This is a genomic window from Corynebacterium sp. FDAARGOS 1242, assembly GCF_016889985.1.
In the GTDB taxonomy this organism is placed as follows: domain Bacteria; phylum Actinomycetota; class Actinomycetes; order Mycobacteriales; family Mycobacteriaceae; genus Corynebacterium; species Corynebacterium minutissimum_B.
Window position 1 is genome coordinate 412,949 of sequence record NZ_CP069568.1, and the last position, 22,641, is coordinate 435,589.

The following is a 22,641-nucleotide window of genomic DNA, read 5'->3' on the forward strand; positions in this document are numbered from 1 at the left end:
AGCCCAATCGCCCTGATCTTACAGCCAGGTAAGCTATCATTGCTGTAAACAATCCTCGTTTGTAAAGAGCCCTAGAGTCGGAAAGTCAGAGAGGAAAATGGCAGTCCAAAAGATTGATGAATTAACGCGCCCGTTGGATGGCGTTAGCCTACGTGAAAATGTTTCGCCAGGACAAAAAATCTCATTATTCGTTGAGACTGTTTCAGAAGACGATCGTTCAAGACTCGCACTCGTCGCATTCAAGTTCTTGGATTCCGACGGGGAACCGATTGAGGATTTTGAGTGGAGCCGTATCTCCGAAGCAGTGGGATTCTATTCCTACCTTTCGCCTTCTGTTGATGGGAAGCCCGTTCAGGACCGGCTGGACATTATTGTTCCACCTAAAGCGGTTGTCTTCGAAGCTGTGGGGAAGCAGTGGAGGAAGGGGAAGAACGGGAGTCCAACAATGCTCTTAGGTGATTTTCAGTTCCAAACCACTTCAGACGGTGTGGCTGCTTTTCGATACCCTTCAGGTAAGCCTGCTACGCTTTCGTCAAGTGAGTTCATTCAGCGTATTACTTTGGATTCCTCAGCACGAGAATTGACTCTGTCGGCGACATATATTCCAAGCAAGGAGCTGAAGAATATTGCTCCGCTTAGCGTGCGTTTCATGGACAGCAATGGAAACGAGCTTTTGGGGACGACGGACTTGCCGCAGAACCCAAGGTTTGGGTCCTTCATAGGACTGCCTGCTGGAGAATCCATCGAAACAAAATTTGAACGCACGATTGAGATCCCTAAGGGGGCTACGGCGCTCGAAATTGCAGGTGTTGATTGGGGAAATTCTCGTGCTGCTATCGTAGGCCCCTTTGAAAGTCGTGTGGCTCAGGATCAGTCCTTTAGCATTCGAGATTTCATCAGACAGTTGGGGCGCGAAACTCCTTTGATGATTATCGACACAACTGCTCCGCCACTGGGGCACGAGACCTTGTCGCTGCGCCCTAATAATCTAGCCGCAGCGTATAGCCGTTTAGGAATAGGCGTTGTGTTTATACCGTTCGGGTCGTTGCAGGAGTATCCAGCAATGGTGAGCGATAAGCTAGCGCAGATTCCACGCGCTGATTTTAACGAATTGCTGGAGGTTGTTACTGCAGATCGAACACCCGAAAACAGCACTTTTATTTGTTCTTCTTTCCCAAGTATTCAAAGTGTGACCGCGGTTCAACGGCTGAAGACAGCCGGTTGGACCACGGTCTATGAATGCCGCGATGATATGGAAGAATTTAACCGGGTAGGGTATTCCAAATGGTATGACCCACAGCTCGAGCGGCAAATGCTCCGGATGGTAGATACAGTTGTTAGCGTTAGCGCCGCTCTCGATGAGAAACTGGTTTCGTTGTACCCCGCTCTTGAGCGTCACTTTATTGTCCCGAATGCCGTCAACAAGCACGTCATCGACTCAACTCGTGAACTTCGCTCAACTGAAGTAACCGCGCAGCGAAATGCCTCGAGGAAGGTCGGTTATGTAGGACATTTGACCGAAAGCTGGTTTGATTGGCCGTTAGTGGTGGAAGCAGCTAAGAGGCTGCCAGATGTTACGTTCCAAATTGTGGGGCACGGAATGCCCAAGGGGATTAGGCTACCGAAAAACGTTGAGTTTTTAGGTGCGATGAATCATGACGAACTTCGACCATTAGTAAAGACTTGGAAGGCCGGTCTCATTCCTTTCGCCGACATTCCGCTCACGAGATCGGTAGATCCGAATAAGATTTATGAGTACTTTGCATGGGGACTTCGATGCGTTACTGCCCCCATGGGCATGGTGCATGAGTATCCTTCCACCTGGGTCTATCGTGGAGTCGACGAGTTCATTCATTGCATTGAGAGCGCCCTGGACTCTGAATTGACCTATGGCGAAATTGAAACGCTTACTCGCTTCCTCGAGAGTGCATCCTGGGATGATAGAGCTCGCGAAATGCTCGAAATCATGAAGCCCGGAAACTAAGTTCTAGGAGAAACTGATGCGTAAGTTGATTATCTACCCAAATTGCTCAAAGGGCGGCGTTTCCTCCGTGATTCGCGGCAGGGCCGCGGATGAGTCGGACACGCATTTCGACGTAGTCTTCTTAAAAGACCGAGGTGGACTGCAAACTTTTGCTGATGTACCGAATACCGAAGTTCGGATCATTCGCGAGGATAGAGCGAACGCTTATCTCACGTACTTGATTAACCGTGTGGAGTACGATTCGGTTCATGTCTTGAGCGCCCCTAAAATTGCTAATGCTTTGGTAGAGAACCCAGACGCTGTAGTGATTTACGAGTTCCACTCGTCTAGCATGCCTGTGGTAGAGCAAGAGATTGACATTCTTGACATCGATAAGATGAGTGAGATAGTGGTTCCATCAGACGCCATGAGAATGAAGATTGGGGAGAGGCTGCCGCGCCGCATACTCAGTCGACTCTCCGTAGTTCCTAACTTGGTCGACAAACGTGTTTTTAGGGCTGACGGTGCCGCGGACTTTTTCGATAATGATCCGCACTTCGCTACGGGGAATCGACGTCCCCTGGTTTGGGTCGGGCGCTTTGACAAGAACAAGGGCTATCAATACGCTGTGCGTGCCTTGGCCCAACTACCGGATGAATTCATTGGTGTATTCGTCGTAAGTTTGGAGAGTGAGCCAGCACGAACTGCGAGCTTCTTGTCTGAATGCGATGCCATGGGGATCAGAGATAGAATTCAGCTCTATATGAACCTCTCTCAGCCTGAAATGGCCAACCTATATCGATCGGCGCGGGATCGAGGAGGCGTTTATGTATCGACCTCTCTGATGGAGTCGTTTGGTTACGCAATTGCGGAGTCGATGACGTGTGGCCTTCCATGTGCTTCCTTTGAGCTTCCCATCTTGGATCTACATCATAATCGGGGTCGGCTCGATTCAGTTGCGATTGGTGATGTCAAGGCACTGGTGGAATCATTGTCTCGATGATCGACAGCCATTCAAATCTCGCCGGCAGTAAAAGTATTGTTGCGTAATGATAACGGATAGGTCTTCCTGTTCAATTCGTTACGATCCAGGAGTTCGAGATATATTCGATGTTCGCCTGGTATATGGAAAATAGCTTTATTTATTTCCCTTTCCGGCACTTGAGATGCAGTGACGAATGGGCAGATTCTTTACAGGGACTTTGAGATATCCTTCCCCCAGCTCGATGAGGATGTCTCACTGGCATTAGATCGTGAAAGGAGCTTCGCTATCCGTGGCCTGGCTTGCACTGAAGGCATCCAAATCACTGGGTTGCGAGTCACCGGCTTTCACTACTTTACTGAAGGTTTCTCACTGTCATGTCAACAAGACGCTTTGATTTTAAAGAAAAGTAATCTACCCCATCCCAGAATGGTGTGGCGGCTAAGACGTTAGAGCAAAAATTACAAGTATGAAGGGTGAGGGCTGACAAGCTCGCAGTCGAGACCGAAGGATATTTATCCTATTATGCGTACTGATTGTTAAGGGAGTCCGAAGTATCTCAGGTGCTATCATACCGAGATCGAGTGAAAGTCCGGCTAGAAGGTGGAGAAGAATCAGTTCCGTTCTTTCCGAGGGGCGAAGTCGAAGGCTCGGGAAATAGCGAAATTTATGGGGATACGTAAGCCGGAAGTGTTTTATAAAGCCCCTTTTCGGGCATTCCCTGGGGGCAAGCTGTCCCAGGAGTTTGTTTTAAAACCGAGTTTCGCTTCGACCTCTATAGGTGTCGATTTAGGAGTTCTAGATGGCGACAGCTTCAGATTAGCTGTCTCTAATGAGTCGGTGACGAAAAGCAGATTTTAGAAAAACCAGCGAAGTTTCCGCAAAGTTTTTCGATGGAGATCCGACCACAGGAGCGTGTATCGTAAATGAACGACTGAAAGAGCAAGAGGGGACGATTCCTCCTAAAGATATACGTGCAAACGCCTGTTTGTGAGATAGGCATGGTGTACTACGACGACCATCTCTCGGGAATGGTCGCGACTGTTTCTTATTTCGATGGGGATTTCCAGCCTTGATGGATACTGAGGATAAGTAATCGTTTGCGAAGTAGGTCGAGCGGCGTCACAAGATAGTTCAAGAGCTTAGGCCTGAGATTGTCGATTTGGGGTAGTTGGTACCGCGAGTCTGCGTAGGTGGTACTGGTGTTCCCCGTACTCGGTACTGCAAGGGGTTTTCTTTCATAGTTGATGTTGGGCGGATTCTAGTGGTCGTGGAAACACGATTTTAGTTTTCGGTGGCATAGCTTAGCAGTTCGGCCATTTTTTCGGCTGGTTTGGCGAAGCCTAGGGTTGCGCGTGGTCTGTCGTTGAGTTGCATGGCAACGAACTCGAGGTCTTCTTTGGTGTGGACGGATAGGTCAGTGCCTTTGGGGAAATACTGGCGCAGAAGTCCGTTGGTGTTTTCGTTACTTCCTCGCTGCCAGGGTGATCCTGGATCACAGAAGTACACCGGACAATCGGTGGCAATGGTAAATGATTTATGGCCGGCCATTTCACTTCCTTGATCCCACGTCAGCGAACCACGCAGGTGTGCTGGTAGCTGTTGGATAGTCTCGACGAGCGCGTTGCGCACTTCTACAGCACCATGCCCGTTGGGCAGATGCAGCAGCATGACGTATCTGGTGCTGCGTTCGACAAGCGTGCCGATAGCTGATTTGTTTCCCTTGCCCAAAATGAGGTCGCCTTCCCAATGTCCTGGAACAGCGCGGTCGTTAACCGTTGCTGGTCGTTCGGAAATCATCACCATGGGGTCGCTAAATCGCTGGCGGGCAATACGCTGGTTGCGTGGCTTTCTCACAGCACGGCCTTGGCGCAGACATGCGGCGATTTCTTTCTTCAACTCGCCTTTAGCTTGGAAGAACAACGACATATAGATAGTTTCAGGACACACCCTCATAGTGTCATCGTCAGGGAAGTCCAGACGCAACCTTCGGGAAATCTGCACCGGTGAATATCGCTTCTTCAACATCGCCCACACCGCATCACGCAATGCTGCATGTGTGTCCAGTTTGCGTGGCTTAGGCCGGAATCTGCGCAGCACGGACTTCCGATGAGCTGCATGCGGCAGATACAACCCCAATTCGTCACGGTTGCGTGTCATTTCCTTGCTTATTGTTCCCGGTGAGCGACCCAAATGCCGGGCAATAGCACGCACGCCTAGGCCTTGACGGTACAAGTCGGCGATAAGTTCACGTTCCTCGACGGATAAATATCGAGGACTAATACGTTTGTCTATCGCGTGCTGTGGGATAACTTCGACGGGCACTGCTTGACGGCCGTCAACATAAGGCAAAACCTGCATAAGTCTTTTATAAAGCTCAGTGTCTGGCCCATCGGGAACAAACGGCACACGCCCGACACCATTGAGCTTGGTTACTCCTTTATCGATGTCTAAAGCCTCGCGCGGATTAATACCGACGGCTTTTGCTGCGTCTTTTCGGCTCATCGCACCAGAACGCAGCATCAAATACTCGCACCGACGCGACGTGGCACTAGCCCGACGGCCATGCGGATTGCGCTGCCACAAGCCAAGCTCAATACCAATGCGGTACACAACACTGGTTCCTACATTAAGCCGCATTGAAATATCTGACGGCTTCACACCCTGCTTCCATAGCGCTTCAATGCTTTCTGTAACCGAAGCAGAAGTCGACTTCTGAACGCGCACAGGAAGTTGATACTCACGAGCCAGCCGATACGCAACACTCAAGCTAAGCCCCAGTTCCAACGCCGCACTACGAACACTACGACCGCCTGAAACCAAGCAACACAGCTGCTCCACCACATCCGGCGAAGGCTCCCAACGACTCGACACCACAAACACCACCAATCAAGGTCAGGTGTTTCCACGATCCTTAGAATCCGGGTTGGCGACACCACAATCCGCTGGTGTTGCGTCAACATCTACTTGGAGGCCAAGTCCTGTGTAGTGGTGTAGCCGTTTTGCTTTCGGCTTGGTATGAAGTTCGGGGTTTGGTTAGGCGGTTAGCTGGTGGTGGTCGCCACGATGATTTCCTGGGTGGTGCATGAGGTGTTTGGTGTGTTCGAATGCGGTCAGTGACATGTAGCGTTTTTGTTGGCTCCAATCGTCGTGTTGCTCGGCTAGGACCGCACCGACAAGCCGGGTTATGGATTCGCGGTTTGGGAAGATGCCCTCGACGTCGGTACGTCGACGGATCTCCCGATGTAACCGTTCTGTGGGGTTGTTCGACCACACCTTCGTCCAGACTGGTTTCGGCGCTGCGGTAAATGCCAGTACCTCATCGAGTGATTCCTCCAAATACGCCGCAACGTGAGCGAACTTCGGTTCCAACAGGTCGACAACCTCGCGGGCTTGAGCCCACGTGGATGTGGCGTCAGGATGCTGAAAGATCGTCTGGAACATCACGGAGACCAAAGGCCACTGCATTTTCGGGACCTTTTCGTAGAGGTTCTTTGCGAAATGGGTGCGGCACCGCTGGCACGACGCATCGGGCAGCACGTCGGAAATGGCGTGCTGGATACCTTCATAGGACGTCACTGGTGATAAGGAATACGCCGGTAAGTTCGCAGGCTTTTAGGACCTGGAAGACACCTTTCCACGACGCGTTGGATTCCGCGGAGGCAACGTGCATGCCGAGCATTTCGCGGTACCCGTCGGCGTTGACTCTGGTGGCAAGCAGTACTGAGCATTTGACCACCTGTTGCGCGGGGGTATCTAGTAACACCGTGGTGACTATCCAGTAACGGGATGGTGAGTATCGAGTAACGCTTTGGGAGAAGATTCATCTGACCGCGTGGCAAAAGGACACGCGGCCTCATCAGACACTCTCGTGAGCTGCTACCGGATACTCACTGACGCGCTACCGGAAAGTCACGACGCTGCTACCAAATAGCCGGTCGCAACACTTCTAGCCCCCGAAAACTTCGAAGAACTCACATCGGCTACACTGTTCCAAGCAGCCTAGCTAACCCCCAATGTGTCTACCTTCCGGGGTCAGGCCCCACCCTCAGCGGAGATCAGGACAGAAATCGATCCGATTTGGCAAGGAGCCAGCCAACGTCTTTGGTCGGTAGCCTCTAAAATATTACTAATGAGCAAGTCACAAACTGCTTGTGTCCTTCTATATAAGAAAGGGTTCCTCGGCATGACTAAGTCTTGGACGGAATTCGTACGTGACCGCATAACTCATGTTGAAAAGAACACTCCTTGGTGGGTAAACAACAAAGTGACGCTGGGACGTTTTTGCGCCGACAACGATCTCCCATCCCCGACAGTATTCAAGGTGTGGACGGATCCAAGCGAGATTGACTTCACTGGATTGCCTGAACGGTTTGTCCTGAAACCCAACATCATGTCGTCCTCATCAGGTGTTATGGTTCTATCTAGGCAGGAAGAAGGTACTTACTACGAATCTTTACGCAAGAAGACTGTGACGATGAACGAGATCTTCGCAGAACAGAACCGGTGTCTCGATAAGGCCACTTACAAAAAGTCATTCAGGGTATTTGCAGAGGAGATCGTAGTCGATGCGAGGAATCCGCAATCGATTCCCACCGATTATAAGGTGTACTGCTTCTACGACAAGCCCATCCTCGTGCAGCAGATAGATCGAAACGTTAATCCCACAGGAACAGCCTTCTTCGACGGGGAGTTCCAGCCGCTTAATCTTGCTGGAAAGATCGAAAGCGAATGGAAGCACTACCAGCCCATAGAGCCAATCCCACCCGGGACCGCTCAATCAATGCTTTCCCTCGCTTCACAGGTAACGAAGCTCGTTAATACTCCGTTTATGAGGGTCGATCTTTACAACTCAACCCGCGGCGCCCTGGTCGGGGAACTGACCCCCGCCCCCGGTGGGCCGTACCACGGGAAGCTCTACAAATTCACCGAAGAGTACGATGTAAAACTCGGCGGAGAATGGGAAGATGCACTCAAACGGATTGCAGCAGACTCTAAGCAGTAACTCGCCCACGGCACTAGGTGGATACGGGCCAAGTCACGACGCTCTGAAGAGTTTCTTCGGGTACCTTATCCCAGATCTGAACCTATCTGAGGTTACCACTCGTTTAGTGGACACCCTGTTTGTGCGGATCTTGTGTCCGTAGGAGAGAATGTTCATTGAGAATCAACAGCGCAAGAAGTACACGCCTGAGTATTGGCGTGAAGCCGCGAACCTGGTGATCGAGTCGCAGCGTCCAATCGCTCATGTGGCAAAGGAGATTGGCGTCGCACCAGGCCTTTTAAGACGGTGGGTAAAAAATGAGCGCCAACGCCGAGGACCCTCAGATGGGCTAAGCTAGGAGGGTCTTCGTGCTGAAAATGCTGGTCTGTGTCGTGAGCTGGCGGAAGCCAAGATGGATTACGAGTTTTTGTCAAAAGCGACAGCCTTCTTCGCTTTGAGGCAACGCGAGCAGAAAAGTTCGAACTAATGCGGCAGGAGAAGGCGAATTTCAGTATCAAACGGATGGCGCGCTTGTTGAAGGTATCTCGGTCTGGATACCACAAATGGGTTCATACGCAGAACAAGCGGCTTTCCGGTAGAGATGATTGTGCAGCATTTTACGATCAACGTCATCGAAAAATGTTGTACGATCATCTTCGTCGGATAGTCGCTTCAGCTGCCCGTAGGGAGTGGAACTTTAAGCAAAGGTGAGAGGGACGTCGTCAAGCGCCCCTGTATGGAAGCGAGAAGCAGAATTTTCCTGGTTCAGATCTCTGGGCGCGCAAAGAACATTTGAGCGATTGACAGGAGGACTCCGTCCCAGCTTGGCTTTAGCTTCGTATCATTCGTATGTGTGGTGGAAAACTGCGTCGTGTTGATTATATTTGCAACACACTTAATTAAGAATCTATAGACTTACCAGAAACGCACGCTGGGATCGTCCGCAAGGTCCTCGCGCTTAAGGCGAATTGTCTGGAGTGAAACTACATGTCGGAGAATGCGACACTGCGGAAAACGATGAAGCCCTCGTGGGTCTTTGCCATGGCGTTGGGCGCGGCGATTGGCTGGGGCGCCTATATCTTGCCCTTCGACTGGATGCAGAAGGCGGGGCTTGGTGGAACACTCATCGGCTTTGTCATTGGTGGCCTGATGATTGCCATTATTGGTTTGAGCTACGGCTTTACCATTCGCGCACTGCCGCTGACCGGTGGTGGCGTGGCGTTTGCCATGGCCGCACTCGGCCGGACTCATGCGTTTATCGCAGGCTGGGCGCTGACGCTGGGGTACTCGTGTGTTGTCGCGTTGAATGCGTCGGCGGTCACGCTCGTCTTCCGTGTCACGTTCCCTGAATTGGTCATGCGGGGCGCGCTTTACGACGTCGCCGGGTGGACCATCTATCTCCCCGAAGTAGCCATCTGCTCACTGTTCATCATTGGGTTCGCGTGGTTGAACTCCAAGGGTGCTGCGCTCTCGGGCCGGTTCCAGTTCTTTGCTGTTGTGCTCATGATCTTCGCGGTGGTGGTTATTGTGGCGTCGATGGTGATCTATTACGTCGTCGAGCGCCCGGAGCTTGCTCCCGCCTTTCCTGTAGATGTGCCGCCGGCTGCGGCGGTGGCGACCATCATCGCTTTTGCCCCGTGGGCTTATGTGGGCTTTGATTCCATTCCGCAGCTGGCGGGCGAGTTCAATTTCTCTCCGCGGAAGGCGCTGGGGCTTCTGCTATGGGGGATTACCGTCGCGACGGTTATCTATATGGCGATGATGCTTGCAACCTCCATCGCTGTGGGAACCCGTCACGAAGCTTTCGAAGGAGAGGCATGGCCGCCGGCAGCCGCCATCAGCGAGGTAATGGGACCAGCTGGTTTGGTGCTCATGGTCGTTGCGGTGAGCGCGGGTGTGTTGACAGGCCTTAATGGTTTCTACACTGCGGCAAGCCGCGTGCTGTTTACCTTGGGGCGGGCGAACCTGGTCCCGCGCCGTTTGGGTGAGCTGAAGGGCAAGGAGCGCGCACCGCGCAATGCGATTCTCTTGGTCTGTGCGGTGTGCCTGGTGACCCCATGGTTCGGGCGCGCGGCGTTGACGTGGGTCGTCGACATGTCCAGTGCCGGCATCACGGTGGCGTATTTCTATACCTGCTTCTGCGCCTGGAAGATTGCGCGTACCGGGCAGGTTTCCGGAATGTCCAAACCGATTGCGCCGAACAAGTTCTACGAGTACTTCGCGCTGGCCGGTTGCATCCTCTCCATCGGGTTCTTGGCGCTACTCTTCGTACCGGGCTCGCCTGGCATGCTGGGAACGGCTCCGCTCATCGCGCTGGTGGTCTGGATTGTGCTGGGGCTGGCATCGTGGACCATCAAGAGCCGGCAGCTGAAGGATGTGCCGCCGGAGGAGACGGCATCGTTGATTCTGGAATAGCTTGGTAGCTAGTCGGCAGTCTTTAGGCGCTGCGGCCAGTCGTGGGCGGCTGAGGTGAAGATGGCGAATACATTGTTGTCGTCGGGCTTACGGCAACTCAGGCCGGCTAGATCGCTGCCGATCTGACAGGTGAGCTGGTAGCTTTCGCCGGTAACGGGGCTCTTTGCCGTGATGTTTGCGGTGTAGAGGGGATTGACCGTGGGGTCTGCTTGGTAGAGGGCGTAGCTGGCCTTCTTGGCAGGTCCAAACATGGCTGCGGCAAACTCACAAGAGGTAGCGCTGCCGGCGAAGATTGTGTCGCCCTCCGATGTCACGCCGCAGTCGCCGCCGACCTGGCTGGCGTTGATGGTCTGCTTGCTGGATTCTTCTTCCTGCTGCTCGTCAGCGCGGGTTGGGGAGGGGTCTTCGTCTTCCTCGCTGGTGCTTGAAGAGCTGTCTGGGCTTTCTGGCGTCGTGGATTCTTCAGCCGTTGTTGCTTCTTCGGTGGTGGTGTCTGGGGCCTCGGACGTCATCGGGTCATTGTCGCTGCATGCGGAGAGAGCGAATGCCGTTGCGACGGCGAGGGTGAGAGTAGAGAGTCTGTGCATAGCGGAAACTGTAGTCCTAGAAAAGCGCTGTGTCCTGGGTTTGATGTGGTCAGATTGGTGGGAAGAAGCGTCGGCAAGCACGGCGCTGACCGCACGCTTTAGCACTAGACTTTGAGAGGGCAGTGTTCAGTTGGCGTCGAGAAGCGAGGAATGGCAAATGGACAAGGTCGAGGTTGGAGACGTAGTTGCGTTTAGAGAAAGCGATTCCATCATCGGACAATCTTTAAAGGCTCGGGTTGTGGACATTCAGCCTTCGGGGAAGGCCTCGTTTCGGTACTCCCTAGAGCTTGAGGACGGATCCATACGTAAGGTCCCACGGCCGCGAATTAAGGGACCGTGGGCTAAGGCCGCTGAGATTGATGAACAAGTGAATCATCAGGTGAGGCTTCACGCGCAACGAAGTGGGGAAGAGGAAGACAGTGCCGCAAGCTTCATGGTTGAGAGTTGCCGCCTAGGAGAAGCTATGGAGCTGGGAAGCGGCGATGATTTCATAATCACCGATCCGAAAACTCTTGAAGAACTAGTGGATTCCCCTTTGGACGTGCTTTTGGAGGGAGTGCTCACCGCCCCCTGCGAGGAAGGGCTGCAAATATCTCCCCTTGGCGGCGTTCGCATTGTGCAAAGATTCGCGGAAGTCTCGCCTGATGAAGTGCTTGAGGTCGTGGCAAAAGAAGAGAAGGAGTGGAAACTTAAGCTCCGAGAGCATCACGGAATTATTTCTGCGCGATGGGAATGGGAATTCTATTGTGAGCACTACCGGCCGATGTTTGAACTCTGGCGTGAATGGTGCGGTTTTGCTGCGGTACGGAAGTACGAACGAGAAATAGCGGCTGAAGCAGAGGGAGAAAGGCTTTTTGACTTGGCTAAGCGGCTAATCGAGATTATTGAAGAGAAACAACCAGAGATTGCCAAAATGTACCGGCAGGAACTACTTGCGGAGCAGATAACGCCGTATACCATCCGCGAGACCCCTGACAGACCATTAGAGCCTGACGAGATTCCAGTTCGGGTTGAGTATCGCAGGCGGCGTTGGGGGTGATAGCAGTGCGTCTCTCGATTGAAAGGGCAAAATGAGGCATGATTAGGGGCAGAAGCAGCCCTACATTACGTACAGCTGCTTGACCCTCACCGGAGGCTACTGGCAGGTGAGGGTCATTTAATTTTCTTTCGCGCCCGGTAGACGGTGCGGTCGTTCAATCGAGTCGTTTCAAAAGGAGCGAGAACATCGAACTTTGAGAGCTTGTCCCACACCTTGCGGGACTGGCCGCGGTCGGTAAGGACGCCTAGATGCACGCAGCGGAGAAGCACGGCTTCAGTGGTGAAGACCGTTGCTGCCTGTCGCTTGTGTACGAGCTCCTGGGCCTCTTCATCATCGATGATGATGGCGGTACGCACCGAAGGATCCTCCTCAAGGAGGGCAAGGCAATGCGCGATTGCGGTGTATTCTCCCAGGTTCTTCGCCATTCCGCCTTGGATTGAGAATCGGGGACCCGCGAATAGGCGGATGTGTTTGAAGAGGCGATCCATGTCGTCGTCAAGCACGTGCACGTGGCCATGCGCAATGAGTGATGACCAGGTTCGGGAGCCACACTGAAACCTGGTGTCCTTCAGCTTTCTGTGCATCTCGTTGTTGACCGCAGCAGGCACGTGGAGTTTGTCATTGCCCACGAGTTTGAGAAGAAGGTGCTGCTCACCGGCACAGATGAAGTTCAGCAAAACGCTGGTGTCCGCAAAGATGAACCTTCTAGTCATGGCGAACCTACTCGTTTGCGAAGAAGTCTTCCAGGTCGGCCTCAATATCGCGCTGACCTGATAGGTTTTTACCGACAGAACCCGGGGCGGCGTACATTGAGTCCGCTACTTCCTCGGGGGTTACTTGCTCAGCGAACGCTACTGTTGGCAGTGCGATGAGTCCCTGAGCGTATGCCTTGTAGGCATCGGCGACGAGCCTCTCGGAAGCTCGTGGCAGCTGCGCAATTTGGCAGGCGTGGTCATAAGTGGCTTTCCATCCGAAGCGGGAGGCGAGTTTCTTGGCGGTGTGACTCTTTAGCTCCTCTTTAGCGTCTTTCGAAATGAGGCCCGCCTGATGAAGCTGGATGGCTGCTACGTAAGGAGAGACCTGGAAGCGTTGGACAACTGCAGACAAAAGCTCTTCTGGATCTTCGTACTGTGGAAGCTCACGCAACCCTTCCTCGGGGCAGAGGACGCAGCGCGCGAAGGTGTTCGCGCGAGTCTCGTTGGGAAGGTTGGGAAGGGTCTTATCGCATTGTAGGGAAGCCCCGTCCTCCGTGATATCCCCGGCCACGATGTGCCCGATTTCGTGCGCGATGGTTAAACGCTGGCGGAAAGGATTGTTACTAGTGCCAATTCCCACGGTTAAAGCGCCCGAACCAGGATCGCGTAGCGTCAGCGCATCGAGGTCTTCCGCTAAATCGAGGACAATGAAGTCAGCATCAACGAGCTTCATGAGATCGTTGATGTCATCGACTGGTCCCACACCTAGCTTGTGCTTCGCGCGAAAACGAGCAGCGAGTTCAACACCTTGTTTCGAAGGGCTTGGTGAATTAGGCATGTGCGTTATCCAGGTTCACACGGAGCTGGAGATACGGAAGAAGGGTTTGTGTTGTGCCTTCAACTTGGGTCTGGTGACCACGGGCCGCAACGCGCACGCGCTTAGAGAGTGGGGTGGCGTCCACAAGCTCAGCGGCATCGATGCCTAGTGCCCACGCGAGGGCCATGATGTGGTGGAGAGTAGGCGTGGCCGTGCCTTTCTCTAGGCGGGCCAGGGTGGGCTGGGACAGGATGCCTTCAGTCATAGCGGCAAGCTCTCTCTGGCTGAGCCCGCGCAGCTGACGCTGCGTGCGGACGCGCTCGCCGAAGTCAGTGGGGATGTTCATGGTGGTGCTCCTTGTTGACTTCGATTAAACACGTGAATCAGATTGGAGTCAATATGATTCAACGGGATTTTGGATTGTATAGCGGGCGTCAACTTTGCAATTCTGCGTGGCTAGGTGAGGCTTTGAAAATCGAAGGTAAGCAGTTTTATGACTGAGAGTAGCTTTGAGAGGCCTGTAGGGACTCACGAGGTGCGGACCGACATAGTATTACTTCTTCTTCTGCCTCTCCGTGGCTAGCCAGGATGTATCGTCGAATTCACCACTCCTTTAAGCCGGCATATGTGCAAATCATCCAGAGCACAACTGCTTCAAGTACTCTGACAGTCTTGCAGAAGATTGCTTGATAGTCCGAATTGACTGTCTAGGCAACGGTCGAAGCAGCAGCATCGTAGAGAGAAAAACATTAATCTCGATGTAGACTTTTCTCATGAGCAGAAAAGAAATTGAAAATGTGATGAAGAATCGGCGCCAGTCAGTTCAAACGGTCGCTTGGTTCAATGATCTCTATAAGCGTGGCCTTTTGGACCTCTCTCCGGAGTATCAGCGTAGATCTGTATGGAATGAGGACTATAAGGACTATTTTTTAGACACGATCTTGTCTGGATTTCCTGCTCCTGCGATTTTTTTGTACGAAGAAATTTCTCCAGAAGGGGAAATCCGATATTCTGTAGTTGATGGGAAGCAACGCCTAAGCACTATATTGGAATTTGTCAAGCCGAACTCGGAAGTTACGTTGGCAGACGATGAATCTCGACATGCGGAAAACGCTGGAAAAACATTTGATCAACTGTCGGAAGCGCTAAAAGTTAGCATTTGGACTTACAAGTTTTCGATCGAGTTTCTTCCTAGTAAATCCGAAAACCTTTTGAAGGAAATTTTCGACCGCATCAACCGGAACGTAAACAAGCTTACGCCGCAGGAGCTGAGGAACGCTCGATACTCAGGATGTTTTTCGGAAGCATCTGAAGAGCTTGCAGATAAGATTGAGAGTGAACTGAAGTTATGGCCGCGATATGCGGCACAGGCACGCCGGCAGATGAAGGATGTCGAATTTGCTAGTCATTTGTTGTTGCTAGTTGAAAATGGTCCCAGTGGTGTAACCCAGGAGCAGATGGATGAAGTTTACGCATCTCGACAGAAAACTTGGGAAAAAAAGAAATATATTCAGGATCGCGCATTTTTAGCGGTTTCAAACTTTAAGAAAGTGCTAGAGGCTAGTGATGTCAGAACAGAATTCCTTGAAAAATCGAAAAACCAGGCGAATTTTTACTCCCTATTCGATGTATTTTCTCGTATGAGGGAGTTGTCGGATATCCAAGCTGAAAAGGTTCGGAAGAAGCTAGACCAGTTTTTTAAAAAAGTGTATTCGGGAACCGCAAAGAAGGGAACCCAAGCTGCTGCTTTTAGAGCCCATACGCGTGCTTCCTCCTCCGATAGTGGTCCTAGAAGTGCGCGCTCGGCAACACTCTTGGATTTGCTGTCAGACTTCATTGCAGATAAAGGGGAGTAGCGTGCCGCAGGTTGATGCAGGGGTTCGTGAGCGTTTTAACGACGATTTCGCTGAGTATAAACAAATACAGAATTTCTTTTCCAATTTGGTTGTCCCTAAACTGCGTGAGCAGGGGTGGGTGGTTGAGCATCGATTAAAGACCGTCGAGTCTGTGGCAGAGAAGATTGAAACGGGCCGGTTCGACAAGTGGAGTCGAATAGATGATATCTTTGCGGCGACTGTCGTTGTTCCTGATCCGGGGGAGGAAGAGCGGGCTCTTGTGGTGCTGAAAGGCCTCTTGGGGAAGCCTATCGAAGAAAGGAAGCGCGAAACCACAGGGTTTGGTGGATCATCAAGTTTTGGCTTTAGTTCTCCTCGTTATATATTTTCCGCCCCTGAGGAATGGCGGTCAAAGCTGGCTGATTCCAAAAAAAATCTCAATTTTGAAGTGCAAATACCGACCATTCTCGAGTGGGCTTGGCTGAAATTAACGCACGATTTTGCTTACAAGGGGGCTGAATTTGATTCTTCCGCTTTCAGGACAGCTTCCATGATCAAGGCGAATTTCGAGCAGGTTGAATGGTTGTTATCGCTTCAGAAGGATTCTTCTAGTGAGCTAGGTTACAAGAGGAGCAAGCGGGAGTTAGCCAAAGAGTATGTTGTAGAGCAGACTGAAAGGCTATTTTCTGATGGACTATTAAAAGACGTTCAACGGCCGTTGTCGATGAATCGTTTCGCGGATAATATCTATGCTCTTGTTGAAAGCATTACCCAATATGAGGAGTTTGAACGTCTCTTTGTGAAACTGGTTCGGGGAGGGTTTGTGAATTCAAATGTTGACAAGATACAGCTTCGGAAAGTGATAGAGAAGAGCTATGGGCGACCTGCGGTTGATAGGGTTAAGGGGCGGGTTGAAAAGTTATACGGTGGATTCGTCAAGTCGGTGTATGATGGGGTATATGACCTAAATTCAAGTGTGTCATTGTCCCCGTTTTCTGTTTTCGTTAATTTCCTATCTGAAGATCGAGGGGAATTGAACTGGAAATCAGACATTTTGAAACAGCTTGATTATCCAATTGTGCCTAGTTCGTTTGCGTTAAATTCTAAGTGGAAGACGTTCGACTTTTTGAATTAATTGTACTGTTTGCGGTTTTGGCAGACTTTAACTTTTAGCAGCTGCAGCTCGAAGACTCTGATAATGGAAAAACTCCAAGTTATTAGTTTAATATCGTGGCTGGGATGTCTCAATCCGGCCCTTCCAGGGCTCCTAGCGGCTTAGGAGCTCCTCTCTTTTGTGCTACTGCCTGAACTTTAAGGTTGCTGAGTTAGTCCGAAAATCTCCCTAATCGGCGGACTCACATGTGCAAACGGAATCCGCTCCTGCTCAATGCGCAGCCTTCCTTTGGTGAAGAGCAAGCGGTAGGCGCGCTGTTCGTCGGTGGTGAGGTGGGTGAGGGTGGCAGAGCCGTCTCCGGGGTCGGGGACGGCTAGGTGCTGGAATTCGGTGACGGTGGCGGTGTCCATGAGTAGTGACTTCGTGTGGGGGAAGTGGGCGCGCACGGCGTTGAGGATGGCAAAGCCGGCGGCATCGAGGTCGCCCCAGTAGGTGATGTCGGCGTGGTTGAGCCAGCGCAGTGCGTGGAGCTGATGGGCGGCGGTGCCGGAGCCGAGGAGGGCGATGGTTGGAGTGGAGGCGTCGGCAAGCGCCGGCAGGGCCAGGAAGATTTGCTTGTTTTCCACGATGAGCACCCGGGGTGGGGTGTCGGGGAAGAGCTCGGTGGCGTCGGCGAGGGGGATTTCGATATCGGAGAGCGCTGGTGCGTGGTTGAGGTAGCGCAGGCGCAGGCGGGTGTCGCTGCGGCGCAGACCCAAGTCCGTGATATTAAAGGGCGCGAGGAGTGTCAGCAGCAGGCGGCGGTGGTTGCCAATCCACTTGCCGTCGACACCTTCGACCGGCACGGCGCGCTCCCACTCGCCGGAATTGGGGTTGGCGCGCAGCCAGCGCAGGCACGGCCCAAGCAGCGCAGGTCATAGGCAATTTGGTCTTTCCGTTGGATATAGCTGTGGCGGACGGTATGAGCGAAATCGCTCGGCACGGCCATGGCCATGTTCAGCACGTCTTGGGCGCGTTCTTCTGCCTCCGCTGTGGTGAGCCTTTCGAACTGCCCGCGGCGGGCCTTCTCAATCTCACGGTCGATGCGGTCTCGCTCTTCCTCTAGACTGGCAACGCGGCTGGCGATATCTTCGTTGGTATCACGCGCCAACCTTTGTAGCGCAGAGCTGATCGATTCCACGCGTGACGCCGTCACCGCGGTCACCGGCGCTTCCCAGTGCTCAATGGCTTCGAGGGCGGACAGGGCTTCCTCGCTGGGTTCGAGCGTTTCTCCATGAGAGCTCTTTCCGGACTTTCTGATGAGCCACCCGGCCTTGACCCAATCATTGCAGTAATTCTGCGGTGTGCGGGGCATGGAAAATTCACTGGCGAGCACCTCGAAATCGGTGACCATGAGCTCATAGACCTCTGCCGCTGGACGCGCCCGGGTGCCGCGCGGGAAGTACTCCGCGATCAACGCCAAAATCACGGGCGCGTTATCCGCGGCCAGTAGCCGGATCGCGGCGGAATCGCACATCAAACGCCGCAGCGATAGGGCGCGTGCTTCAACAGACATGATTCGATTCTGGCAGGCGGAACGGACATATGCAGTGGAGTGGGGCTCAGATTTTCGAAGATCGGAGGTTTATGCGTGGGTAAAACCGTGACAATCCAGGTAAAGGGGTGGGGTGGCGAATTGGGGTGCTTTGTGGTCACGAACGTGCAGTATGGCTACGATTGGAGGAGGTTTCACTTGTAAGTGAAAGGGTCTTATTGGTTGCAAATAGAGAAAGGAGCGTCAATGAACTCCGCGACGGTGATTAATGATCGAGTGATGATCGACGATGCGATGGTTGAAGATCTCAAGTCGCTACCTTCTCTCGGTGCCGCGACTTTTCGAGTGACAGACGCAGAAGGCCGTGTTGTTTCGCTGCCCCTTGGTGTGCAGCGACTGATTTCTCAAGTGTTGACTTCTGTTGCGCAGCGCGGTGAAGTTACCATTTCGCGCGTACCCGCGGAACTTACCAGTACGGTCGCTGCAGAGATTTTGGGTGTCTCTCGTCCAACCCTCATGAAATGGGCAAAAGAAGGAGCGATAGCGACCCACAAGCGCGGAACGCACACTCGGTTTAAGCGTGATGATGTTCTGAAATTGAAACAGCAGCGCACCGAGGAACGGATGCAGGCATTCCGTGAGTGGCGGGCATTCGAAGAAGAGAGCGAACCCTCTTCTGTCGATTCCTAACTGGCGGTCCTAGTCCTCCGCCACGGTGACGGTGACATCGATGTTGCCACGGGTGGCCTTGGAGTAGGGGCACATCTCGTGGGCGGCGTCGGCAAGCGCCTGTGCTTCTTCCTGCTCCACACCGGGGATGGTGACCTCAAGCTCGGCGCTGAGGAAGAAGCCCTCGGAACCATTGTTGAGGGTCACGCGCGCGCCGACGGCGGAGTCGGTGACGTCGACGTCCTTGTCCTTGGCCACGGCCTTGAGCGCGGAGTGGAAGCAGGCGGCGTAGCCGGCGGCGAAGAGCTGCTCCGGGTTGGCACCCTCGCCGCTGCCGCCCATTTCCTTCGGGGCGGTCATGGTGAAGTCGAGGTCGGAATCCTGGACTACGGTGCGGCCATCGCGGCCGGCGCCAGTGGAGAGTGCTTCGGTGGTGTATGCGGCGGTCATGTGTAACTCCTTTGAATGTTGCGGGCTGTGTGGCCGCCGATTGTACGCGGGAACCTAAGCTTGCTCACGCGCTAGCCGTGACGAGCTCCTTGAGAGCGTCGAGGGCCTCACGCGGGGCGGTGCCGTAGCGCTCCGTGAGGAAGCGATGGGTAGTGTCGGGGTTGTCGAGGGAGACATCGGCAAGGTTATGCAGCTCGGATTCGCCGGCGGCGGTCTTCTCCACGGACCAGAAGCTTTCCGGATTAAGTCCGAGCTCGGCGGCGCGCTCGAGCACGCTGAAGGTGTGGGAGGCGAAGATGAGCTGCGCGCCGTTGACGTTGATGCTGGGCTCGCGGAAGGCCTGGATGATGAAGTCCAGAAGGGCTGGGCGTAGGTAAGAATCGAGCTCATCAGCAACCAGGATGCCGCCGCGGCGCAAGACGTCGAGAACAAGTGGCACGGTGGCCATCCACGTCTGCGTGCCGCCGGATTCATCGGTAAGGCTCAGCGAATAGTGTGTGGCCTCGCCTTTGTGCTCGACGATGATCGCATGGAGCAGGGATTCGATTTCGGCGTCGGAGTAGCTGCGGAAAGCATCGGGACGTCGGATAGCGCCGTCGGTACTGCTCAACGCATTAATGACCGGGCGCATCTGACAGAAGACATGCCGTGGGATCTGGTCCTGGTTGAGCCGTACGGAATGGATGCCGGCATCGGCCGCGCGCAGCAGCGGGGCAGCCTCGTGCAGGCGCAGCTTGCCCTCACGAATAAGAGCGGTAAACCGCGCGGCATTGTTAGCCGCGGAATGCGCATGCGGCAGGTACGCCACATCATGCACCAGCGCGCGGGCCAGCGGGGCGAGCACGGGGTGCTCATCGCGCAAACCGACAGACAGGATTAGCTCGGTGTCCTCAACGGGGCCAAGCTTGGCGACGTCCCCCTTATCCATAAACGTCCGCGTCCACTGTGTTTCCTCCCCGCGGCTGCGCACAAAGCAGGGGGTCCAGCGATTCGCTGGCACGCGGCTGAGCCATTCGGTATGTACACCGGTGTAGCTCCACTGGAAACCGTAAAGGTAGCGCACACCATCGACGGCAAACTCCAGCTCGAAGGTACTGGGGCGGCGCTGCGTGGTGGGGTTGAGCCGAAACGGCGCGTGGGGCAGCTGATTAGGCGGGGCATCATCGAGCCACTGTGTGGCCGATAAGGAAATGGCTCGCAGCGCGAAGTTCAGTGCCTCGAGCACGCTGCTTTTACCCGACGCCGTTGGGCCCACCAGCACGGTGATGGGCTGGCTTACCGAATCCCAGCCTTCTTCGGGTGGCGTGGAGTGGGTCCAGTCGTGATAAAACGACAGCGTTTGCGTTGCACGGATACTGCGGAAGTTCGACACGCTGAAGGAAAGGAGCCTCATGCTCGCAAGACTACAAGCTCACACATGCGTGATCATCTAAACCTGTGCCAGGCTCGGGTGCTTGCCCGCACCCAGATTTTTGGCCCAAAGCCTGACCTCAGCGGACGCTGGTAGCGTTTTAGTACACACCGCAAAAGCGACCACAGGAGGCCACATCCTATGGACGGGGATATTACTGGTTTGCTCGTATGCCTCGGGTTAGTGGTTGTCATGGTGCTCTACTGGACCTTCTACATCCTGCGCGTGCGAAGGATTCCCGAATCGGAAGAGTGGTACGACTCAGCCGATGCGGTAGGCGCAGAAAGTGATGGCCCGCTCTTTATTTATCCCTACGGCGCACTACTTTTGGGCGCTGCTGGTGCCGCGGGGGTGGTCGGAAGTATGAACCTTCCAGAGCTCGTCGAAACGGTGCTAACTATTCCAATCGTGGCTGCTTTCGCCATCGGAGCGATTGGTTTTACGGGTGCGTTCGGGATTCCGCTTCCGTGGCCTTTTGTTCCGCGTTGGGTCGTGGACATCCGCACAGCAAAACGTGCTCGAAGGCGCGAGCGCAGGCAAGCCTGGAAAATGAAGACGAAAGAATAGGTCTGGCAGCTGACCCAGCGTCCAAAGTCCGCGTGCAGTGGGTCCGCTGTGCTTCCGTGGCCGAGTGCTGTATAAGTTTTGTGGGCGAAAATAGAGCTGGTGCACGCTTAGCTTTCTGGCATGAAGTATCGGAACGTTCACATTAGCTCCGTCGCGGCGCTTGTCATGAGCCTTGTAGGCGCGGCGTTCTTTGCTGTGGGGCGGGTGATATTTGGCGTTGGCGGATGGCTCGCACTCTTCTCCATTCCGGCCATTCCGGCTGGGGGAATCATGGCCGTTGCGCTTCTTGGCTTGTGGTTTATCCCCGTGCGCATCGTGAAGGAGGACGCGGGATCCGGAACGTATAAGGCCCTCGGGTGGCCCGAATCTTGGGCCTTCATCGTGGTCACGGTGTTTCTCTTCCTCGCCGGCTTCTTTATGGTCGATGGCGGCGATACAGATGAGAGCGGGAAATCCGCCTTCTCCCAGATTGTGGGGAGGTGGGCTTTAGATCTGTCCGTGATACTGTTTTGGCCCTGTGTCCTTGGGGTGATTGTGTCCTACATCGTTGGCGTTGTTGTGGCGGTGAAAGGCCGGAAGGCCGTTGCTCAGAACCCGACGCAGAGTTCAAGTCCGGAAAATCTGGGCCAGGACGGGACCTAAATTGCCGTTTTCTGGGCCTGCCGATTAATGTTGCTGGGAGCGGATTCACTGTGTGCGTGAGTGCTGTCTCAGCGCTGGTGCGGAATGCAGACAGGGAATACGCGGGGCTATAGCTCAGTCGGTTAGAGCTACGGACTCATAATCCGTTGGTCCCGGGTTCGAGCCCCGGTGGCCCCACAGTAGGCAGCCTCTTTTCCTTGGGACAAAGTGCCTTAGGCATGACAACCCAACGTTGTGCCAGATGAAGGTCCAAGCCTTGTTGTACTCTGACGGTGAAGGAAGGGAGGACTGTCATGGAACAACATACGGCGCGGCAAATTGCCGAATGGTTCGTCGCGTGGGCGGATGAGACCGACGACGCTGAGATAACGCAGCTTAAGCTTCAGAAGCTTCTGTATTATGCAAAAGGGCTGTATATGCGGTCCTCTTCGGGGGTTCCACTATTCCCTGAACGAATGGAAGCTTGGGCGCACGGCCCTGTAGTCGTGGATATCTATCACCAGCTAAAACACTACGGAAAGCTTCCGATTGACCCAGACGACTTTGTCTCAGGGGATTTCAACTGGGATGACTATCGTGACGTTGAACAGGATCTGATTGAGGTCTGGGATAAGTACGGCCCTTTTTCTGCGTGGGCGCTGCGCAATAAAACGCACACGGAATCTCCTTGGCAAAGAAACTTTGTAGAAGGCGAGCGCGGCCGCGAAATCACCGATGCCGATCTTAAGAACTATTTCTGCTAGCCGTGGGCAAGAATAAACGAAGGGGGACCCGTCCAGTTCACGCAGCACGAAGCGCACCAGAGAAAGGTGTTATTGATGCTCTAGGCAGAACTCGAGAGGAATACCCGCTGTTATCCACTAGGTTTCTTCAAAAGAGGTGGGGCTTTGAAGAAATGGATGATTCTATGCGAGCGGAGTTCCTAGAAAAATGGCAC

At 53.7% G+C, this 22,641-nt stretch carries 19 protein-coding genes, 1 tRNA gene and 2 pseudogenes; 13 read left to right on the forward strand and 9 right to left on the reverse strand.

Annotated elements, in window-relative coordinates; all coding sequences use genetic code 11:
- The first annotated feature begins 97 nt into the window (after positions 1–97).
- Together I6J72_RS01985 and I6J72_RS01990 are read left to right on the forward strand one after the other, a co-directional pair.
- Positions 98–1,984, forward strand: coding sequence for a glycosyltransferase (locus I6J72_RS01985; RefSeq protein WP_204099726.1), 1,887 nt, complete (start codon positions 98–100; stop codon positions 1,982–1,984).
- A 16-nt stretch (positions 1,985–2,000) separates the two neighbouring features.
- Positions 2,001–2,966 carry a glycosyltransferase family 4 protein gene (locus I6J72_RS01990; RefSeq protein WP_204099727.1) on the forward strand — a complete coding sequence of 322 codons (966 nt, stop codon included), beginning with the start codon at positions 2,001–2,003 and terminating at the stop codon, positions 2,964–2,966.
- Positions 2,967–4,229: 1,263 nt separating this feature from the next.
- Here I6J72_RS01990 and I6J72_RS01995 read toward each other — a convergent pair.
- Complete coding sequence (locus I6J72_RS01995) at positions 4,230–5,450, reverse strand: IS30 family transposase (RefSeq protein ID WP_231913912.1); 1,221 nt, start codon at positions 5,448–5,450, stop codon at positions 4,230–4,232.
- 531 nt (positions 5,451–5,981) lie between these two features.
- Positions 5,982–6,687 (reverse strand): annotated as a pseudogene (locus I6J72_RS02000) (transposase); the annotation flags it as partial.
- Between the two features lie 390 nt (positions 6,688–7,077).
- On the opposite strand from I6J72_RS02000, the gene I6J72_RS02005 reads away from it, so the two are divergent.
- From I6J72_RS02005 to I6J72_RS02015, 3 genes are all read left to right on the forward strand, one after another.
- On the forward strand, positions 7,078–7,950 hold the full coding sequence (locus I6J72_RS02005; RefSeq protein WP_204099728.1) for an ATP-grasp fold amidoligase family protein: 873 nt from the start codon (positions 7,078–7,080) through the stop codon (positions 7,948–7,950).
- A gap of 148 nt (positions 7,951–8,098) precedes the next feature.
- Positions 8,099–8,287, forward strand: a complete 189-nt coding sequence (locus tag I6J72_RS02010; protein ID WP_204099729.1) for a transposase — start codon at positions 8,099–8,101, stop codon at positions 8,285–8,287.
- 659 nt (positions 8,288–8,946) lie between these two features.
- Positions 8,947–10,344, forward strand: coding sequence for an APC family permease (locus tag I6J72_RS02015; RefSeq protein ID WP_239107450.1), 1,398 nt, complete (start codon positions 8,947–8,949; stop codon positions 10,342–10,344).
- Positions 10,345–10,352: 8 nt separating this feature from the next.
- Here I6J72_RS02015 and I6J72_RS02020 read toward each other — a convergent pair whose 3' ends face one another.
- Positions 10,353–10,931, reverse strand: a complete 579-nt coding sequence (locus I6J72_RS02020; RefSeq protein ID WP_204099731.1) for a hypothetical protein — start codon at positions 10,929–10,931, stop codon at positions 10,353–10,355.
- 157 nt (positions 10,932–11,088) lie between these two features.
- Here I6J72_RS02020 and I6J72_RS02025 point away from each other — a divergent pair, with 157 nt between their 5' ends.
- Positions 11,089–11,970 carry a hypothetical protein gene (locus I6J72_RS02025; protein WP_204099732.1) on the forward strand — a complete coding sequence of 294 codons (882 nt, stop codon included), beginning with the start codon at positions 11,089–11,091 and terminating at the stop codon, positions 11,968–11,970.
- Positions 11,971–12,083: 113 nt separating this feature from the next.
- Here the strand turns inward: I6J72_RS02025 and I6J72_RS02030 are convergent, their stop codons facing one another.
- Genes I6J72_RS02030 through I6J72_RS02040 form a run of 3 tightly spaced genes read right to left on the reverse strand, consistent with a single transcriptional unit; the run spans position 12,084 to position 13,828 of the window.
- A complete protein-coding gene (locus tag I6J72_RS02030) occupies positions 12,084–12,683 on the reverse strand; it encodes a hypothetical protein (RefSeq protein ID WP_204099733.1) in 600 nt (199 codons plus the stop codon).
- Between the two features lie 7 nt (positions 12,684–12,690).
- Positions 12,691–13,503 carry an ImmA/IrrE family metallo-endopeptidase gene (locus I6J72_RS02035; RefSeq protein ID WP_204099734.1) on the reverse strand — a complete coding sequence of 271 codons (813 nt, stop codon included), beginning with the start codon at positions 13,501–13,503 and terminating at the stop codon, positions 12,691–12,693.
- Positions 13,496–13,828 (reverse strand): helix-turn-helix domain-containing protein, encoded by a 333-nt coding sequence (locus tag I6J72_RS02040; RefSeq protein ID WP_204099735.1) that lies wholly within the window; start codon positions 13,826–13,828, stop codon positions 13,496–13,498. The genes I6J72_RS02035 and I6J72_RS02040 overlap by 8 nt, the downstream gene beginning before the upstream one ends.
- A gap of 427 nt (positions 13,829–14,255) precedes the next feature.
- Between I6J72_RS02040 and I6J72_RS02045 the strand changes: the two genes are divergently transcribed.
- Positions 14,256–15,338, forward strand: a complete 1,083-nt coding sequence (locus tag I6J72_RS02045) for a DUF262 domain-containing protein (protein ID WP_204099736.1) — start codon at positions 14,256–14,258, stop codon at positions 15,336–15,338.
- Between the two features lies 1 nt (position 15,339).
- Complete coding sequence (locus I6J72_RS02050) at positions 15,340–16,452, forward strand: hypothetical protein (RefSeq protein WP_204099737.1); 1,113 nt, start codon at positions 15,340–15,342, stop codon at positions 16,450–16,452.
- A gap of 176 nt (positions 16,453–16,628) precedes the next feature.
- Here I6J72_RS02050 and I6J72_RS13095 read toward each other — a convergent pair.
- Positions 16,629–17,986 (reverse strand): annotated as a pseudogene (locus tag I6J72_RS13095) (DUF3375 family protein).
- 225 nt (positions 17,987–18,211) lie between these two features.
- On the opposite strand from I6J72_RS13095, the gene I6J72_RS02065 reads away from it, so the two are divergent.
- Positions 18,212–18,655, forward strand: a complete 444-nt coding sequence (locus tag I6J72_RS02065; protein WP_204099738.1) for a helix-turn-helix domain-containing protein — start codon at positions 18,212–18,214, stop codon at positions 18,653–18,655.
- Positions 18,656–18,664: 9 nt separating this feature from the next.
- Here I6J72_RS02065 and I6J72_RS02070 read toward each other — a convergent pair whose 3' ends face one another.
- Positions 18,665–19,084, reverse strand: coding sequence for an organic hydroperoxide resistance protein (locus tag I6J72_RS02070; protein WP_204099739.1), 420 nt, complete (start codon positions 19,082–19,084; stop codon positions 18,665–18,667).
- Positions 19,085–19,148: 64 nt separating this feature from the next.
- The gene (locus I6J72_RS02075; protein ID WP_204099740.1) at positions 19,149–20,477 is read right to left on the reverse strand and encodes an ATP/GTP-binding protein; all 1,329 of its coding nucleotides are present in this window, start codon (positions 20,475–20,477) and stop codon (positions 19,149–19,151) included.
- A gap of 159 nt (positions 20,478–20,636) precedes the next feature.
- Here I6J72_RS02075 and I6J72_RS02080 point away from each other — a divergent pair, with 159 nt between their 5' ends.
- From I6J72_RS02080 to I6J72_RS02095, 4 genes are all read left to right on the forward strand, one after another.
- Positions 20,637–21,062, forward strand: coding sequence for a hypothetical protein (locus tag I6J72_RS02080; RefSeq protein WP_204099741.1), 426 nt, complete (start codon positions 20,637–20,639; stop codon positions 21,060–21,062).
- A 120-nt stretch (positions 21,063–21,182) separates the two neighbouring features.
- Positions 21,183–21,704 carry a hypothetical protein gene (locus tag I6J72_RS02085; protein ID WP_204099742.1) on the forward strand — a complete coding sequence of 174 codons (522 nt, stop codon included), beginning with the start codon at positions 21,183–21,185 and terminating at the stop codon, positions 21,702–21,704.
- A gap of 103 nt (positions 21,705–21,807) precedes the next feature.
- Positions 21,808–21,881 (forward strand) — tRNA-Ile (locus tag I6J72_RS02090).
- Between the two features lie 116 nt (positions 21,882–21,997).
- Positions 21,998–22,447, forward strand: coding sequence for a Panacea domain-containing protein (locus I6J72_RS02095; protein WP_115023040.1), 450 nt, complete (start codon positions 21,998–22,000; stop codon positions 22,445–22,447).
- Positions 22,448–22,641 lie beyond the last annotated feature (194 nt).